Here is a 16,930-nt window from a genome sequence, read left to right on the forward strand (position 1 = left end):
ATCAGGTTGGACTTTCCGGACGCGTTGGGGCCGACGACGAACTGCCGTTTTTGCAGATCGACGTCGATCCGCGGGAAATTCCGCCAGTTTCTTACTTTCAGATGGCGCACATACATGGGCCGCTCCGGCGATCCACGGTGTACTAGTCGAAAAAGCCCTGGTCTTCTTCCTTCAGGTAGGGCAGCGCTTTGTCCGGCACCAGGTCGACCCCCAGGCCGGGGCCGTCCCAAACGTCGATGAAGCCGTCTTTCACGATCGTTTCCGGCAAACCCTCCACGATGTCGTACCACCAGGACGGGTTGCCAACGGGGTATTCGAAGGCAATGTAATTGGGCGGCATGGCGGCCGAAGCGTGCACCAGGGCGGCCAGGCCGATCAGGCCGTCTATGACGCCGTGGGGCGCCATGAGCACGCCGTGGAGGTCGGCGTATTCCGCGATCCATTTCAGTTCCGCGATCCCGCCCACGTCGGCCGGATCGGGACCCACCACGTCCACGGCCCTCTTTTCGATGAGATCGACGAAGTTCTCCCGCAGATAGATCTGTTCCCCTGTGTGAATGGGGGTGGACGTCCTCGAATTCACATCCCGGTAGAGGTCGGCCAGGACGAAGGGCGTATAGTCGCCGGTGATCATGTCTTCCAGCCACATGACGTGCAGGTGTTCCACGGCTTTCGCCAGCCGCAGCGCGTCCGGAACGAGCATGCCGGGGCCGCAGTCAAGAGCCAGGCCGACTTCATCGCCGAGGACCGCCTTCATGGCCTCGATACAGGCTACGATGTGATTAAGGCCCTTCTCAGTGAGCGGGCCGCGATTGCCGTGAAAGCCGCGGCGCTGCAGGTCGCCGTAGAAGAAATCGGGGACCTGCGACGGCATCTGGCTGTGAAAACTGATGCCCTGCTTGATGATGGTGAACCCCTCGGGCGCCGCCTTCATCCGGGCCATGTCCTCCGCGTAGTCCTCCACGGAGGCGCCCTTCATGGGAAACCGAACGGCGCCGTTGTACACCCGTACCCGGTCCCGCATCTTGCCCCCGAGCAGCTTGTAAACCGGCAGTCCGGCCGCCTTGCCCGCGATGTCCCAGAGGGCCATCTCGATGGCGCTTACCGCGCTGCCCCAGGGCTTGAAACTGCCCAGCCTTCGTATGCTCGAGACGACGCGGCTTACGTCCGTGGGATCCTGGCCGATAATGCGGTCCCGGTAGAACAGGACGTGGGGCTTCATGTAGGGCTTGGAGTTTTCGATCTGCCCCAACCCGTGGATCCCTTCGTCCGTCGTGATCCGTACCACGGGGTTCTGGCCGATCACGGCACATTTCAGGTCGGTGATCTTCATGCAGGACTCCCTGTATTCTGCTGCAGCCGGCTCTCCCATCCCGCCGGCCGGCCGGCCGCCTCCCAGGCCGTCATTTCGTCCAGCAGGCGTTCGACGATGTCCTTCGGTCCCTGGAATCCGCCCAGGCGTTTCATTTCGCAAACGCCGTCAGTCAGCAGGTGCCGGTACTCCTCGATGGGACCCGCGCCGGGTGTCCAGGACGCGTAGGACGTGCAGTACCTTTGGAACATGGTGCGCCGCGGCGGATCGCGCAAGGGCCAGGGCAGCGCGCCGTGGCAGAGGGCTTCGGTAAAGACGACGGCGTCCCCCGCGTTTATGGGCACGTTGACGACCGTCGGCGGGCCTGAGCGGATGTCGATGAGTTCCGGCCGTTCGAAATAGGTCTTGTGGCTGCCGGGAATGCAAACGAATCCGGCCCCTTCGGGCACGTCAACCAGGGAAATGGCCACGTTGATGAAGGTGGCGAACACTTCGCCGTCCGCGGCCTGGTAGTCGTTGGCCGGGTTCCTCCACGCCCCGGAAGCGCCGTTGTGCAGCGTGATCTCGTCGCTGTCCGGCAGGTTCACTGTGAGGGCCGACAGCAGGTGCTGGGGCCGCTCCCTCGTCAGGGCGAGCACCAGGCGCATGACCGGCAGGTTCAGCACGAGCCGGTCGAATACCGGGTCGGCATACTCGGCGTGGAGAATGGCCCGCGCGGCCGTCGGATTTTCCCTGGGATCCTCATAGGAACAGAGCGGCGGCGGAAGCTCTTCCTCTTCCATCCCGTGCCATTCGTCGCACCGCGCGATCATGTGATCCAGGTCCTCGGACGTGACGACCTGGCGCAGGACGAGATAACCGTGCAGATCGAAAAGCCACTTCTCTCTATCCGAAAGCATGCAACCCGCCCGTCAGTTAACCCGCCCGTCAGTTCACATATGCATTGTGGAACGCGATCCACTTGGGAAGGACTTCCTCGATCACCTCCCGGGGCGGCAGGAACGCGATCCTCAAGTGACTGGTGCCCGGTTGCTGCCCGAATCCCTCGCCGTTGACCGTGACCAGCCCGGTCCGCTCCAGGAGTGCCATGCAGTAGTCGAAGTCGTTCGTTCCTTCCGGCAGCCTGTCCAGCCTGGGGAAGAGGTACATCGCCCCGGTTCGCCCGTAACAGGAAACGCCTTCCATCTGATCGAACCCCGACCTGATCATGACCGCCTTTTCGTGGAGGTCTTCGAGGATCGTCCTGCGCTCATTCGTGAAGCGGCGATAGGGTTCGGCGTTCTCGGGGGGCGGATTGACCAGCAGATACATCATCAACTGGCCGACCGTGTTCGAACAGATGTTCACCGACGCCTGCTTGAGCACGAGATCGGTAAACGACAGTTCGGTGTTCCGAACGCGCGGAGCGTTCCTGATCTCGAGATAGCCGCCCCGATGGCCGCACTCGCCGTAGTAGCCCTTCGAGGTGCTGTGCACGCTGAACAGCGGCACACCGCTTCGTCCCAGCACACGGGCGATGGATACGAACCCCGCGTCCCCACCGTAGACGTTCTCCTGGTAGACCTCGTCGGCGATGATGGCCAGGCCGTTGTCGCCGGCAAAGGCAACCACCTCCCTCACGGTCTCTTCGGTCAGTACCGCGCCGGTCGGGTTGCCCGGGTTGATGACCACGATGGCCTTGACGTCCACGCCGCGCCCGCGTGCGTCATCCAGGGAAGATTCCAGCAGGTCCCGGTCCAGGGCCCAACCCGATTCCTCATCAAGGAAATAGTCGACCTGCACGCCGCCGCATCGCTTGATGGCCGCGGAATACAGCGGATACTGAGGAATGGGGATCATGATGCCGTCCGATGTGTCGTCGATCATCAGGTCGATGACGTACCGCACGCCTTCGCTGGCGCCGTTGGTGATGAATATCTGCTCCGGGTCGGAACGGGGAACGGCGCCGCAGTCCGCATCGTCCGCGCCGTCCCTGCGGTCTATGAAATCCGCCACGGCTTCCCGGATGAACCGCGGGCCGCTGCTGTCCGAGTAGGCGCCCATGCCGGTCTCCACCTGCGACAGGTAGCGTTCACTGAGATCGAGCACGTAATCGGAGAGGAAATCGTCCTGTTCCAGTCCGCCCGGTCCGCCTGGACCGCCCGATCCGCCTGGTCTGCCCGGTCCATCCAGTCCACCCAGGGCGTCGCCGTTAAACAGTGCTTTGAGTCTGCGTTCCCGCTCGATGCGAACGGGATGTTCGACCAGGCTCAGCACTTCCCGGTAAAAGGAGATAGGCTGCTGGCCAAGGGCCTGTGGGTTGCCGAGATTGCACGGGATGATGCGTCTTCCCTGTTGCTTCAGTTCGGCCGCCCGTTGGGGAATCGGTCCGCGCACGGCGTACTCCATTTCGAGTATCCTGCGGTTGACCGTCATGTCCCAGGGCGCTTTGGCGTGCATGGTTCCGGTTCCGATAGGTTGCATTTTCAGGATCACTTAAATTATAGAATCCCGCCTCGTGTTTGTCGATGTATATTTGTCGATGCATAAATGACCGGCCCCGCGATCGCAACCGGCGAATATTCGCTTGACCACCCTTGGGGCACGGGGTAACTTCGCCCTATACCGAAACCTATGCAGACCGTGAATGGTACGCACTTTCCATCTTCGCCTGCAGGCAGACTGCCGCCATACCAGACCGCCCGTCGTATCGCGCCGGCCATGCGGCCGGAATTCAAGCGAATGACCGATGAAGGGCGTGTGCTGGCTTAACGCGGAGTGAGCGCAGGAGATACCCGGGAGGAATCATGATTCGAAGGTCCTTCATACCCATGGCCACGGCCGCCCTGACCGCGGCAGGAATAGCGTTCCTGGCGGTCGCGTGTGCGGACATGGAAGTGGCCGAGCAGACCGCTGACGCCGACGCCGTGATGGCGCCGATGTTCGAGGTGGACCCCCTGTGGCCCAAGCCGCTGCCCAACCACTGGATCCTGGGTTCCGCCATCGGCGTAACCGTCGACGCCAACGACAACATCTGGATCATACACCGCGGAAACGGCAACCCGAGCACGGAACTGGGCGCCGCCCAGGACCCGCCCGTGGCCGAATGCTGCATTCCGGCTCCGCCGGTACTCCAGTTCAGTCCCGAAGGCGATCTGTTGAACCATTGGGGCGGACCGGGAGAAGGATTCGACTGGCCCGGCTCGAATCACGGGATAACCGTCGACCCGAAGGGTAATCTCTGGATCGGCGGCAACGGGGGCGACGACGCCCATATCCTGGTTTTCGCCCAGGACGGCACCTTCCTGAAACAGTTCGGCGAACCGGGCGCGCGAAGGGCCGATTCCTTCGACGAGGCGGATCCGGAGTGGACCGGCAACAGCATGGACCCGGGGAATTTCGGGCGAGTGGCCAAGATCTCCTTCGACGCCTCCGCGAACGAGGCCTACGTGGCCGACGGCTACCTGAACAAGCGCGTCGCGGTGCTCGACATCGAGTCCGGGGCCCTGAAGCGGTACTGGGGCGCCTACGGCAACGAGCCGGATGACGCCAATATAGGTAGATACGACCCCGAAGCGCCGCCGGCGCAGCAGTTCCGCAATCCCGTCCACGCGGCCGATCCCTCGAACGACGGTCACGTGTATGTCTGCGACCGGCCCAACAACCGTATCCAGGTATTCCGGACGGACGGTACCTTCGTGATGGAAAAAGCACTCTCCGCCAACACGCTGGGCGCCGGGTCGACCTGGGACGTCGCCTTTTCAAAGGATGCGGACCAGAAATACCTGTACGTGGCGGACGGCCAGAACATGAAGGTGTACGTACTGTTGCGTGAAACCATGGAAGTGCTGACCACTTTCGGAGACGGCGGCCGCCAGCCGGGCCAGTTCTTCGGCACCCACAGCATCGCGACTGATTCGAAGGGCAATATCTACACCACGGAGACCTACGAAGGCAAGCGCGTGCAGAAGTTCACCTACATGGGTGAGGGCCCGGTCGAGCAGCAGGACCAGGGCGTGATATGGCCCTCTGCCTCCCGGTAGGGACGACTGATCGGGTCTCTCCTCTAGCGGGACGACGGGCGGCGACCGGCCGGGTTGCCGTCCGCGTCCTGCTGTCGCTCGCCATAGCCGGACTCACGGCAGCCGTGCCGTCGACCGGCGCATTCGGCCACGATATCCCCACCGACATCACGGTTCGCGCTTTCATCAAGCCGGAAGGCCAGCGCCTCAGGTTGCTCGTGCGGGTTCCCCTCGAGGCCATGCTCGACGTCACTTTTCCCCTGACCGGCCCCGGCTACCTGGACCTGTCCCGCGCCGACGAATCCCTGAGGGACGCCGCCATGCTGTGGCTCGGTCAGGAGGTGTCGATCTACGAAGACGGCACGCGCCTGGCCGTGCCCGAACTGGTGGCCGTCAGGGCCTCCCTTCCTTCCGATCCATCCTTTCACGCCTACGATACCGCGCTGGCTTCGACCAGGGGGCCGCCGCTCCCGGTCGGTACACAGATCTTCTGGCAACAGGTCATGCTGGACGTGCTTTTCGAGTACCGGATCACATCGGATCGTTCGGAGTTTTCTATCTTTCCCGGACTCGAAAGGCTGGGGATGCGGGTCTCGACCGTACTGCGCTTCCTGCCCGTTTCAGGGGGTGAACGTCTTTATCAGTATACCGGGAATCCGGGCCGTGTCGTACTCGATCCCCGCTGGCACCAGGCCGCGTTTCGTTTCGTGCAGCTCGGATTCACCCACATCCTCGACGGCATGGACCATCTCCTGTTCCTGTTGTGCCTGATCATCCCCTTTCAGCGCCTTCGCGTACTCGTGATCCTCGTTACCGCCTTTACCGTCGCGCACTCGGTCACGCTGGTCGCCGCCACCCTGGGCCTGACGCCCGCCGCCCTCTGGTTCGTACCTCTCGTGGAAACAGTGATCGCCGCCTCCATCGTCTACATGGCGCTGGAGAACATCGTTTCGCCCGGTCTGCGCCGGCGCTGGATGGCCGTATTCGGGTTCGGACTCGTGCACGGATTCGGTTTCGCCTACGCGTTGCGGGACATGCTGCCTTTCGGCGGAGATCACCTGGTGGTCTCGCTTCTGGCGTTCAACGTGGGAGTCGAACTAGGTCAGCTGCTCGTGGTCCTGGTCTGTGTCCCGGTACTTCGGATGCTCTTCAGGTTCCTTCCGGGTGAGCAGGCCAGGCAAAGTGAGCAGGCCGGGCAAACCGGGCAAACCGGGCAAACCGGGCAAACCGGGCAGATCGAGCAGGCCGGACGGACCGGGTGGGCCGGGCAACCCAGGCGGATCGGCGCGGTCATCCTCTCGGTCCTCGCGGGTCATACGGCCTGGCACTGGCTGGTGGAACGGGGTGCCGTCCTGTGGGAATTCGATGTGCTGGCCACGACGCCGGACGGCGCGCTGTACGGGGTGGTTGGACTCCTGGTACTGATGCTGATCATCGCCGCCTTCGCGGGATGGGCGTTCATTCGTCCGGGCCGTCCTGGCGGACTGCTTGAATGAAGGTCTCGGACAGCGCGAACACGCATGAGCTGCGCTCGCCGCCGAGACTGGGCTTCCAAACATCGACCGGATAGGGTTCGCCCGGTATCATGTGGCCGTTGAATATGATCTGGGCGGACCGGGCAAAGAACAGGCTGGAGAAAACGTCCCATCCATCCCTGAATCCCGGACCGGGCGCTTCGAGCAGTTCGGGGGGCTGCAGGCCGCCCCAGCGGGCGATGACCAGCTCATCCGCCGTTTCGATCGTCCACGCGGGCGCCTCGAGCACGCTGCCGGTTCGCGTGAAAGCAGCAGAGACCACCTCCAGTTCCGTGTCGTACATGCCGCCCCGGCCGCTCATCCAGTCCTGAATGAACGCGGCCATTTCCGGGTTGTCGGTACAGATCCTGCGATACGGCGATTCATGCTCGATCAGCACATAGGCCACGGTCCCTTCGCCGGCCGAACTGTAGTGCGTATGCCAGAGGCTTACCATCGCGGTGTTCTCCACGGCGTTCGGGAGACGTATGTAGTTGATCCAGTGCTGTCCCGTCCAGTGAAGCCTGCCCGGGTTGACGATCGGCCTGTCCATCCGGTCCCTCCGATGCGCATGTCCACGGTCCGCGTAGCCGGCCCGCGGTCTGCCTAACCGGCCTGCGGTCTGTATCCGTGTAAACTGATCCACGCAGGACCGACCGTCAAGGAAGGACTGGGAAACGGGCCGGCGAGGCCCTCGCCCGCGGCCCTTCCTCGCGGCCCTTCCTCGCGGCCCTTCCGCATAAATCGCTTGCCCGGTTTCGGCCCGTCCTGTACATTTTCCGCATCAGGTCTTACTATCGGGAGGCCGCGCAACGCGGTCTGTTCGGGCAAGCGGGCGTTCTTGCGCTCACTCCGGGAGTTTAGCGGCATGATCGGTGATATCGGCATGCAGGAACTGATGGTGATCTTCCTGATCGTCCTGCTCCTGTTCGGCGCGGACCGGATTCCGGCCCTGGCGAGGGGACTGGGCAAGGGTGTTCGGGAGTTCAAGCGGGTCGTGAACAATGCGAATACCGAAATCCAGCGCGCCATCGACATCGACGAGAAGGAACCGCCCCCGCGAAAGCCACCGCCGACAAAGGAATTGGACCGGTCATAGGACAACGGAACAGCAGGCTTGACGAATGGGCGTGCCGGCCGGTGGACGGTGCGCCCGTTTTGCATGATCCGGAGCCCACAGCGCTTTTCACGACTACTGGACATGTCCACTGCCGCCCTTCGCAAAGACGCAAGGTGCATATTCGACGCGGCCCTGCAAGCCGTAGATCCAGCGGCGGCCATCCGGCGCCATGTCGTACGTGAAGGAAACCAGCTGAATATCGGTGGCCGATGCTGCGACCTGGACCGGTTCGAAAACGTCTACGTCGTCGGAGCCGGCAAAGCAGGTTCGGTAATGGCCGGCGCCATGGAATCGCTACTCGGCGACCAGCTCACCGGGGGCATGATCAACGTCAAGTATGGCCATTCTACGCAGTTGCGGCGCGTGGAGGTGGTCGAAGCGGGCCATCCCATTCCCGACGCGGCGGGCGTGGCTGGAACGAAAAAGATCGTTGAGCTCCTGACGCCCCTCGGCGAAGACGACCTGGTGTTCTGCCTGCTTTCGGGCGGGGGATCCGCCCTCCTGCCGTTGCCTGCGGAAGGGGTGACGCTGGAGGAGAAACAGGCGGTAACGGAACTACTGCTGCAATGCGGCGCGACGATCAACGAGACCAATACGGTTCGCAAGCATATCTCGCGGGTAAAAGGTGGTCAATTGGCCAGGCTGGCGTCGCCCGCACGGCTGGTGAGCCTGGTGCTTTCGGACGTCATCGGGGACCCGCTCGACATCATCGCGTCGGGGCCCACGGTGCCCGATGAAAGCACCTTTGCCGATTGCCGGTCGATTCTCGAAAAGTACGGTCTGCGCGATAGACTGCCCGACACGGTGAATCGCCACCTGGAAGCGGGGTCGAAAGGGACCGTACCCGAAACGCCGGGGCGCGGTGATCCGGTCTTCGGTCGTACGCAGTCGGTCATGGTCGCCAACAACCGGCAGGCACTCGATTCCGCCCGTGCCGAGGCGGTGAGGAGAGGCTACAACCCGCTCGTGCTGTCCAGTACGATCGACGGCGAGACGCGTGAGGTCGCCCGTGTCTACGCCGCCATGGCCAGGGAGATCGAAGCGTATGGCGATCCGGTGCGGCGTCCGGCGTGCGTTATCTCGGGCGGCGAGACCACGGTCACGCTGAAGGGCGGCGGGAAGGGCGGACGGAACCAGGAATTCGTATTGGCCACCGTTTCGGGCATCGAGGGACTGGAACGGACCGTCGTGTTCAGCGCCGGAACGGACGGAACGGACGGTCCGACCGACGCCGCGGGCGCGGTGGCGGACGGGCATACGCTGGCCCGAGCCGCCGAAATGGGGCTGGACGCCGTCGCCTGCATGGACCGCAGCGACGCCTATCACTTTTTCGAACCGTTGGGCGACCTCGTCATGACGGGCCCTACCCATACCAATGTCATGGACCTGCGTCTATTGCTCGTCGGTTGAGGACGCAAAAGGCAGGGATCGACCATGATGAACGAAGCACAGAGGTATTTGTTCGACCTGACCGGTTTTCTGCACCTGGAAGGCGCCCTCGGAGAAGCAGCGCTCGCCGAGGCGCTTGACGCCGCGGAGCGGTACATCCGGACGCCCGCCGAAGATCTCCCGCCGGACTTCGGAAGCAGGGACGGCCGTATTTACGACAACGGATTCGCCTTCGACAAGGCACTGGAGCGGCTGGTCTTCCAGCCAAGCTACTGGCCCATCGTAAAGGAGTTCACGTCAGGCAAACCCCGTTTCGTCCGGGGGTCCATGCTCGTGAACCAGCCCGGCGGAGTCGTCGATCCAGGATCGCTCCACTGCGCACGCGAAGCCTACGGTTGGCAAAGCACGCGCTACGAATGTCGGGACGGCCGTATTTACTGCGATGATTTCGTCGTATTCACCTATCTCACCGACGTGAATCCCGGCGACGGCGGACTCGTGGTCGTGCCCGGGTCCCACAAGTGCCATTTCGACCGCCCCGATTCGGTATTCGACGGGGGCGACCTGGAAGACGACGCACCGCCAGGCACGATCAACATCACCCCCAGGGCGGGCGATGCGGTGATCATCTCCGAGCTGCTCACGCACGGTACCCTCCGGTGGAAGCCAACCGACCGGAAACGTATCGTACTCGTGCTTCGGTACGCGCCCCAGTACAGCGGTGGCGGACCGTGGACGACGGACACGCTCAAGGCCCGGCTTTCACCCGAGACCAATGAACTGATGGCCCTCGCATCCTTCACGGAGGTCAAGGACGTCGCCCAGAGGGAAGTGGTCTCGTTAACTGAATGATCCGTTCGCTACTCCGGCAGCAGACCTGACCCGGAAGCGGGCCTGGCTCGTCGCCGCCCGGACTCGGCAGCGGGTCTGTATTGGCAACGGACCGGACCAGACAGCGGCACTGACCCGGCAGCGGCCCGGAACGTCGTAAAGGCAAGGTACATGGACACAGCCTGGCAGGAACAGATCGCGAAAGAGACCGACTGCGCGTTCCGATTCGACGAAACGGCCAGGGTCCTGTACAGCACGGACGCCAGCATCTACGAAATCCAGCCGCTGGGCGTCGCGTATCCGGCCCATGCGGACCAGGTCTCCCGCATCCTCCGTTTCGCCTACGAAAGAGGCATTCCCGTCACGCCCCGCGGCGGGGGCACCAGCCTGGGCGGCCAGGCGGTGGGCCGCAGCATCCAGGTCGATTTCTCCCGGCACATGAACCGGATCCTCGAGGTCAACGTCGAGGAGCAGTGGGCCCGGATCCAGCCCGGCGTGGTGCTCGACGAACTCAACGCCCACCTAAAACCGATGGGACTGCACTTCGCCCCGGACGTCTCCCCGAGCAACCGGGCGAACGTCGGCGGCATGATCGGCAACAACTCCTGCGGTTCCCATTCCATCATCTACGGCAAGACGATCGACCACGTCCTTGAACTCGATGTGGTCCTGAGCGACGGCACGCGGACGGTCTTCAAGCCGGTCGGCGACCGCGAATACGGCGAGAAGGCCGCAACCGGCGGCCTGGAGGGCCGGATCTATCGCGAAATCCGCCACATCGCCCACGAAAACCGCGACGAGATCAAAGCCCGGTATCCCCGGATCATGCGGCGCGTGGGCGGGTACAACCTGGATGAATTCACCGGTGACGGTCCCTTCGACCCCTGCAAAATGATCGTCGGGTCCGAAGGTACCCTGGCCGCCGTGACCGAGGCGCGCGTCAACCTGGTGCCGCTTCCGGCCCATAAGGCCCTCAGCATTTGCCACTTCTCGGATCTGATCGAATCCATGGAAGCGACGGTCGAGATCCTGAAGACCGATCCTTCCGCCGTGGAACTCACCGACAAGACCATACTGGACCTGGCCAAGGAATCCCCCGCGGCCGCCCATCAGCGCGACTTTATCGAAGGCGATCCGGAAGCCATCCTCATGGTCGAGTACTATGGGGAAACGGAAGGCGAGGTCACGGACCGCCTGGACGCCCTCGATTCCCTCCTTCGGGAGAAGAACCTGGGCTACGCCTGCGTCCGGGCCACGACCGCCGCCGCCCAGTCGGACGCCTGGGCCATCCGGAAGGCCGGACTGGGACTGCTGATGGGCATGAAGGGGGACACCAAGCCGGCGACTTTCGTGGAGGACACGGCGGTCTCGCCGGAGAAGCTCCCGGACTATATCCGCGACTTTCGCGACATCGTCCACAAACACGGTACGGTGGCGTCCTACTACGCCCACGCCAGCGTGGGAACGATCCACATCCGGCCACTCATCAATCTCAAGGAAGCCGAGGGCGTCACGCGCATGCGGGCGATCGCCGAAGAAATCCGCGACCTGGTCCTGGCCTATGGTGGCGCGGTCAGCTCCGAGCACGGCGACGGGCTCGTGCGGAGCGAGTGGAACAAAAAGGTATTCGGCCCGCGGCTGTACGAGGCCTTCAAGGCGGTCAAGGCCGTGTTCGACCCGAACGGCATCATGAATCCGGGCAAGATCATCGCGAACCAGAAGATGACCGATAACCTGCGATTCGGCCCGGCATACCAGGCGGAAGAGATCAACACGTATTTCGATTTCTCGGGCGACGGCGGGTTCTCGCGGTCCATCGAGCTCTGCAACGGGGTCGGCGCCTGCCGCAAAAAGCTGGTGGGGACCATGTGCCCGTCCTACATCGCCACGCTCGACGAGGAGCACAGCACCCGGGGCCGAGCGAATGTGCTCCGGGCCGCCCTGTCGGGCAAGCTGGACGGGGAGGGGTTCACAAGCGACCGGGTCTACGAAGCCCTCGACCTCTGCCTGGAATGCAAGGGCTGCAAGGGCGAGTGTCCCTCCAACGTCGACATGGCCAAGATGAAGTACGAATTCCTCGCCCACTACTACGAGAAACACGGGCTGCCCTTGCGCAATCGCCTGTTCGGCCGCATCGAAACCCTCAACCGGCTCGGTTCCGCCTTTGCGCCGCTGAGCAACCGGATCGTGAACCATCCCTGGCATAAGCGGATCCTTGAACGGACGATCGGCGTGGACAGGCGGCGGTCCCTTCCGGAGTTCGCCGAAGTTACGTTCGAGCAGTGGTTCTATCAGCGCGGTTCGGGCGGTCCGGGCGGTTCGACGGAGGAGGCCGACCGCGATCGGCCTACAGTCGTCTTCTTCCCGGACACCTTCGTCAACTACAGCGAGCCCCACATCGGCATGGCCGCCGTGGAAGTCCTGGAGAGCGCCGGCTACCGCGTGGTGCTGGCCGAACCCCGCGCCTGCTGCGGCAGGCCCCTGATCTCGAAGGGCATGCTGCGCCAGGCCCGTGCAGCCGCCGAATACAACATCGCCCAGCTTGCCCGGTACGTGGACCGCGGATGGACCATCGTGGGATGCGAACCCAGCTGCGTCATGACGTTCCGGGACGACTACCGCGACCTCGTGGACGACCCGCGGGCCGACCGGCTCGCAGAAGGCATGCTCATGATCGACGAGTTCCTGGTCCGGGAACACGGGGCCGGCCGCCTTTCGCTTCCGGTCGAGCCCATTGACCGGACGATCAGTCTGCACGGGCACTGCCAGCAGAAGGCCATCGCCGGAACCAACTCCACTGTGGCCGCCCTGGAACTGGTGCCCGGGTATGAGGTCACGACGTTGAACACCGGGTGCTGCGGCATGGCCGGCAGCTTCGGCTACGAACGGGAGCACTACGACCTGTCCATGAAAATCGGCGAAGACCGGCTCTTCCCCGCCGTCCGCGCCGCCGATGAGGGAACGGAATTCGCCGCGACCGGGACTTCCTGCCGGCACCAGATCGCCGACGGCACAGGCAGGACTGCCTTCCATCCGATCGAACTGATCAGAAGAGCCCTCGGCGACCGACGGAGCAACCAGCGTTGAACCGCGCACCCTGTTACTCCACTTTTTCCATTGTCGCCCTGGACCCCGATACGGGAGATCTCGGCGTGGCGACCCAGTCGAAGTATCTCGCCGTGGGATCCGTGGTTCCCTGGGCGCGGTTCAACGCCGGCGCCATCGCCACGCAGGCCTGGGCCAACGCGTCCTTCGGCCCCAGGGGGCTCGACCTGCTCGAACAGGACGTCGGCGCCATCGATACCCTTGAACGCCTGATCGGAACGGATACCGGCCGGCAGTCCCGCCAGGTCGGCGTGGTGGATCTCGACGGCACGGCGGCGGCCTTCACCGGGGAGCAGTGCCAGGAGTGGGCGGGGCACGTAACCGGTCCGGGCTACGTCTGCCTGGGTAACATCCTCGCGGGTGAAGAGGTGGTCGCCGTCATGGCGGAAACCTTCGAGGCACCCGGCGAGGAAGATTTCGCGGCGAAACTGCTCGCCGTACTCACGGCCGGCCAGGAAGCCGCTGGCGACCGGCGGGGCATGCAGTCGGCTGCCCTGCTGGTGGCAAGGGAAGGCGGGGGTTGCGGCGGTACTTCCGACTACCTCGTGGACCTGCGGGTCGACGACCATGCCGCGCCCATCGAGGAACTGAAGCGCCTGTACCTGCTCCATGGAAGGCTCAATCCATGAAGTCCGACATGCAGCGCGCCAAGCTTGTCCTGCTCACCGTGGTTCACTTCCTGGTGGACCTCTTTTCCTCCCTGTTGACGCCCATTCTTCCCGCGCTCGTTACGCGACTGCAGCTTTCCCTCACGCAGGCCGGCCTGCTCGCCGGGCTTCCGGCCATGACCTCCTCACTGGTCCAGCCCCTGATGGGCATCCTGGGGGACAGGATGGAGAAACGGTATTTCATCATCCTCGGTCCGGTGTTCTGCGCTGTATTCATGTCTGCCGTGGGACTGGCGCCCTCCTTTCTCGTGCTGCTGCTGTTCATTATCCTGGGCGGGTTCGGCACCGCCAGTTTCCACCCGCAGAGCGTCTCCATGGCCGGCGACGTCAGCGGTTCGAGACGCGGATACGGCGTGTCGCTTTTCATCGTCGGCGGGACCGCCGGGCTGGCGGCAAGTCCCTTCGTGGTGCCCCGTATCGTGGAACGCTTCGGTCTCGAAAGCCTGGTCTGGCTCGCGGTTCCCACGGTAATCGCCGTACTGGCCATGGCCCGGGTCATCCCCATCCGGAACGAGGACAGGCGCGTCACCCGCCTGGCCGATGTGGGCGCTTCGTTCCGACCGAACCTGTGGCCCATGGTCAATCTCACGGTGGTGGGCATCATCCGTACCATCTCCGGGGTCGGTTTCGCCACCTTTTTCGTGTTGCTGCTCAAGGACCGGGGCCTTACCCTGCAGCAGGGGGGCGACCTGCTCTTCGTATTCCAGGGCGGCGCGGTGATCGGTGGGTTCGTCGGCGGCTGGCTTTCGGACCGGCTGGGACGGAGCCGCGTGATCTGGTCCACGATCCTGCTTTCCACCCCCTTTCTGTTCCTTTCGCTCTACGACACCGGTCCGCTGCTCCCGGTCTGGCTGTTTCTTGCCGGCTTCATGAACATGGCGTCCAATTCTGTTTCCGTCGCCATGGCCCAGGAGCTCGTCCCGGACAGCGCGGGAACGGCCTCCAGCTTCCCCATGGGCTTCAGCTGGGGCGCGGCGGGTGGCGCGCTGATCGTCTTCGGCGGTGTCGCGGACCGCATCGGCGTGGTGGCGACCCTTGAAGTGCTGGCACTGATCCCGCTGGCCGCCGTGGCGCTGGCCCTGATGTTGCCGCGGGACCGCGAATTCCGAAGGGCCGCTACCCGCGTGCGCAAGGCGGCCGCGGCCGTAGAGGAAGTGACCTGATCCCTGCGGGATCCCAAGATTTCAAGGAGGGTCTTCATGTCTGACCGTGTCGTGCGCCTGACCGGACTCTCAGCGCTGGACGATGTCATCGCCTCGTCGTCGGAACGTCCCGTTTTCGTCTACAAGCACAGTACGGTGTGCCCGGTGAGCGCCCGGGCCGCCGATCAATACCACGATTTCGCGGACGATTTCGAGAACGTGGACGAGGACATGGACACGGACCCGTCCACGCCGCTGTTCACCCAGGTCATGGTCATCGAGAACCGGGATCTCTCCAATGAGATCGAATCCCGCCTGGGCATCACGCACGAGTCGCCGCAGCTGCTGCTGCTCCGGGACGGGAAAGTGACCTGGCACGCTTCCCATTTTTCCATCACGGGCAAGGACATAAAGAACGCACTGGAGGACTGAGCATTGTCGAGACACGCAGTCATCGTGGGCGCGGGGGTGACCGGCCTCAGCACGGCCTATCATCTCGCCCTCAAGTCGTATGGAAGCATCACGGTCGTCGAAAAGGGACGCGTGGGAGATGGCGCCAGCAGCCGGGCCGCCGGGATCATTACGGGACTGCTTTGGTCGGAAACCGGCATCCTGGCCCGCAAGATCAGCCTGACCCGGTTCAGGGAAATGTCCGGGGAACTGGATGGCTACCGGTACCAGGATGTGGGGTGTCTGAACCTGTTCGACGCGGCGAGCTGGCCGGAAAGGGAACGGCTGTTGCCCCTGTACGACCGCCTGGGTGTGGAATACACCATCATGGACCGTACCGAGATGGCCGCGGCCTGGCCGGACCTGGCACTGACCGGTGAACCGGTCGGGCTATTCGATCCCCTGGGCGGCTACAGCGAGCCGGATCACTACCTCCCGGCCCTGGCGGACGGTTGCCGTGCCCTGGGCGTGGAGATCAGGGAGGGATGCATGGTCTCCGACTTCATCGTGGATGGGGGACGCATGGCAGGCGTTGTCATCGATGGAAAGCGCATCGAAGCCAATGCCGTGGTGAGTACCGTTCACGTATGGACCCTGAAGGTACTGGAAACCATCGGGGTGCAGCTGCCCCTGAAGTCCTTCGTGCACCAGCGTTACGTCACGGCGCCGCTGCCCGCCCCGGTCCGGATCCCGGCGGTCAATGCCAATCCCTACGGGGGATACCTTCGGCCGCATTACGGGCAGCGCTTGCTTGCGGGCATCGAGAACCCCGAGGCGCCTGAGTTTCACGTGCCCGGCCGCGATTTCCTGATGTCGACGATTACCCCGCCGCATGGGCTCGACGAGGCCGCGCGGGAAAACCTGCTCCCGCTGGTCCCCGTGGCCGGGTGGACAGACCGGACGGGTCAGACGGACCGCGCCAACCATACCGGCCATACCGGCTGGGAAATCGAGAAGGCGGGCCTGCTGTCCTTCTCCGCGGACGGCGAACCGGTCCTCGGACCCGTGGAGCGTTTTCCGGGGCTGTACGTGGGCGTCGCCTTTCATTCCGGTGGCTTCGCCTACAACCCGGCGTCCGGGGAATTGCTGGCAGGATGCGTCGCGGACGGGCGGCCCGAAATCGATATCGGGGACTTCTCGCCGAGTCGGTTCGATCCCCAGGAGACGGAGGCCTACAACCGGAACCGGATCACACACGGCGAATACAGCCTGCCGGGGCAATCCCGTAGGCATTGAAGAGTGTTGTTTTAACTCCTAAGGACTTTCTCCACCAGTTTATTTCCACTACTAATGTATCTTGATTTGTTGGGTTGAAAGAAATAATCGTGGAAAGAAGTGCAAGCATTCCTTTAAATACAAAAAAGTTGACACAACGAAATGTTTAGCGTCTATTTTGTG

At 63.6% G+C, this 16,930-nt stretch carries 14 protein-coding genes; 10 read left to right on the forward strand and 4 right to left on the reverse strand.

Annotated features, from left to right (window positions below):
- Positions 1–142: 142 nt before the first annotated feature.
- The 3 genes from F4Z81_14105 to F4Z81_14115 are packed head-to-tail and all read right to left on the reverse strand — an operon-like array spanning position 143 to position 3,775.
- Positions 143–1,333 carry a mandelate racemase/muconate lactonizing enzyme family protein gene (locus tag F4Z81_14105; protein MXW06178.1) on the reverse strand — a complete coding sequence of 397 codons (1,191 nt, stop codon included), beginning with the start codon at positions 1,331–1,333 and terminating at the stop codon, positions 143–145.
- A complete protein-coding gene (locus F4Z81_14110; protein ID MXW06179.1) occupies positions 1,330–2,211 on the reverse strand; it encodes a phytanoyl-CoA dioxygenase family protein in 882 nt (293 codons plus the stop codon). Before F4Z81_14110 ends, F4Z81_14105 begins: the two co-directional genes overlap by 4 nt.
- A 28-nt stretch (positions 2,212–2,239) precedes the next feature.
- Complete coding sequence (locus F4Z81_14115; protein MXW06180.1) at positions 2,240–3,775, reverse strand: aminotransferase class I/II-fold pyridoxal phosphate-dependent enzyme; 1,536 nt, start codon at positions 3,773–3,775, stop codon at positions 2,240–2,242.
- Positions 3,776–4,122: 347 nt separating this feature from the next.
- Here F4Z81_14115 and F4Z81_14120 point away from each other — a divergent pair, with 347 nt between their 5' ends.
- Complete coding sequence (locus F4Z81_14120) at positions 4,123–5,334, forward strand: hypothetical protein (protein ID MXW06181.1); 1,212 nt, start codon at positions 4,123–4,125, stop codon at positions 5,332–5,334.
- The gene (locus tag F4Z81_14125; protein ID MXW06182.1) at positions 5,313–6,809 is read left to right on the forward strand and encodes a HupE/UreJ family protein; all 1,497 of its coding nucleotides are present in this window, start codon (positions 5,313–5,315) and stop codon (positions 6,807–6,809) included. Before F4Z81_14120 ends, F4Z81_14125 begins: the two co-directional genes overlap by 22 nt.
- On the opposite strand, the gene F4Z81_14130 is transcribed toward F4Z81_14125, so the two are convergent.
- On the reverse strand, positions 6,772–7,380 hold the full coding sequence (locus F4Z81_14130; GenBank protein MXW06183.1) for a hypothetical protein: 609 nt from the start codon (positions 7,378–7,380) through the stop codon (positions 6,772–6,774). The genes F4Z81_14125 and F4Z81_14130 overlap by 38 nt on opposite strands.
- A 315-nt stretch (positions 7,381–7,695) precedes the next feature.
- Between F4Z81_14130 and F4Z81_14135 the strand changes: the two genes are divergently transcribed.
- The 8 genes from F4Z81_14135 to F4Z81_14170 all read left to right on the forward strand — a co-directional run bounded on the left by F4Z81_14135 (position 7,696) and on the right by F4Z81_14170 (position 16,768).
- Positions 7,696–7,926 (forward strand): twin-arginine translocase TatA/TatE family subunit, encoded by a 231-nt coding sequence (locus F4Z81_14135; protein MXW06184.1) that lies wholly within the window; start codon positions 7,696–7,698, stop codon positions 7,924–7,926.
- A 102-nt stretch (positions 7,927–8,028) separates the two neighbouring features.
- Positions 8,029–9,357 carry a glycerate kinase gene (locus F4Z81_14140; GenBank protein ID MXW06185.1) on the forward strand — a complete coding sequence of 443 codons (1,329 nt, stop codon included), beginning with the start codon at positions 8,029–8,031 and terminating at the stop codon, positions 9,355–9,357.
- Between the two features lie 24 nt (positions 9,358–9,381).
- The gene (locus F4Z81_14145) at positions 9,382–10,188 is read left to right on the forward strand and encodes a phytanoyl-CoA dioxygenase family protein (protein ID MXW06186.1); all 807 of its coding nucleotides are present in this window, start codon (positions 9,382–9,384) and stop codon (positions 10,186–10,188) included.
- A gap of 150 nt (positions 10,189–10,338) precedes the next feature.
- Entirely contained in the window at positions 10,339–13,254 is a 2,916-nt protein-coding gene (locus F4Z81_14150; protein ID MXW06187.1) for an anaerobic glycerol-3-phosphate dehydrogenase subunit C, read from the forward strand.
- A complete protein-coding gene (locus F4Z81_14155) occupies positions 13,251–13,901 on the forward strand; it encodes a DUF1028 domain-containing protein (GenBank protein ID MXW06188.1) in 651 nt (216 codons plus the stop codon). Before F4Z81_14150 ends, F4Z81_14155 begins: the two co-directional genes overlap by 4 nt.
- Positions 13,898–15,103: an MFS transporter gene (locus F4Z81_14160; GenBank protein ID MXW06189.1), complete on the forward strand. Its 1,206-nt coding sequence runs from the start codon at positions 13,898–13,900 to the stop codon at positions 15,101–15,103. Before F4Z81_14155 ends, F4Z81_14160 begins: the two co-directional genes overlap by 4 nt.
- A 36-nt stretch (positions 15,104–15,139) precedes the next feature.
- A complete protein-coding gene (gene ytxJ / locus F4Z81_14165) occupies positions 15,140–15,514 on the forward strand; it encodes a bacillithiol system redox-active protein YtxJ (GenBank protein ID MXW06190.1) in 375 nt (124 codons plus the stop codon).
- A 3-nt stretch (positions 15,515–15,517) separates the two neighbouring features.
- The gene (locus F4Z81_14170) at positions 15,518–16,768 is read left to right on the forward strand and encodes an FAD-binding oxidoreductase (GenBank protein ID MXW06191.1); all 1,251 of its coding nucleotides are present in this window, start codon (positions 15,518–15,520) and stop codon (positions 16,766–16,768) included.
- Positions 16,769–16,930 lie beyond the last annotated feature (162 nt).

This window comes from Gemmatimonadota bacterium, assembly GCA_009835325.1.
In the GTDB taxonomy this organism is placed as follows: domain Bacteria; phylum JAAXHH01; class JAAXHH01; order JAAXHH01; family JAAXHH01; genus JAAXHH01.

Coding starts and splice junctions, on each gene's coding strand:
- F4Z81_14140 (MXW06185.1), top strand. CDS start 8,029: ATGTCCACTGCCGCCCTTCGCAAAGACGCAAGGTGCATATTCGACGCG.
- F4Z81_14125 (MXW06182.1), top strand. CDS start 5,313: ATGGCCCTCTGCCTCCCGGTAGGGACGACTGATCGGGTCTCTCCTCTA.
- F4Z81_14105 (MXW06178.1), bottom strand. CDS start 1,333: ATGAAGATCACCGACCTGAAATGTGCCGTGATCGGCCAGAACCCCGTG.
- F4Z81_14135 (MXW06184.1), top strand. CDS start 7,696: ATGATCGGTGATATCGGCATGCAGGAACTGATGGTGATCTTCCTGATC.
- ytxJ (MXW06190.1), top strand. CDS start 15,140: ATGTCTGACCGTGTCGTGCGCCTGACCGGACTCTCAGCGCTGGACGAT.
- F4Z81_14145 (MXW06186.1), top strand. CDS start 9,382: ATGATGAACGAAGCACAGAGGTATTTGTTCGACCTGACCGGTTTTCTG.
- F4Z81_14115 (MXW06180.1), bottom strand. CDS start 3,775: ATGCAACCTATCGGAACCGGAACCATGCACGCCAAAGCGCCCTGGGAC.
- F4Z81_14130 (MXW06183.1), bottom strand. CDS start 7,380: ATGGACAGGCCGATCGTCAACCCGGGCAGGCTTCACTGGACGGGACAG.
- F4Z81_14110 (MXW06179.1), bottom strand. CDS start 2,211: ATGCTTTCGGATAGAGAGAAGTGGCTTTTCGATCTGCACGGTTATCTC.
- F4Z81_14150 (MXW06187.1), top strand. CDS start 10,339: ATGGACACAGCCTGGCAGGAACAGATCGCGAAAGAGACCGACTGCGCG.
- F4Z81_14160 (MXW06189.1), top strand. CDS start 13,898: ATGAAGTCCGACATGCAGCGCGCCAAGCTTGTCCTGCTCACCGTGGTT.
- F4Z81_14120 (MXW06181.1), top strand. CDS start 4,123: ATGGCCACGGCCGCCCTGACCGCGGCAGGAATAGCGTTCCTGGCGGTC.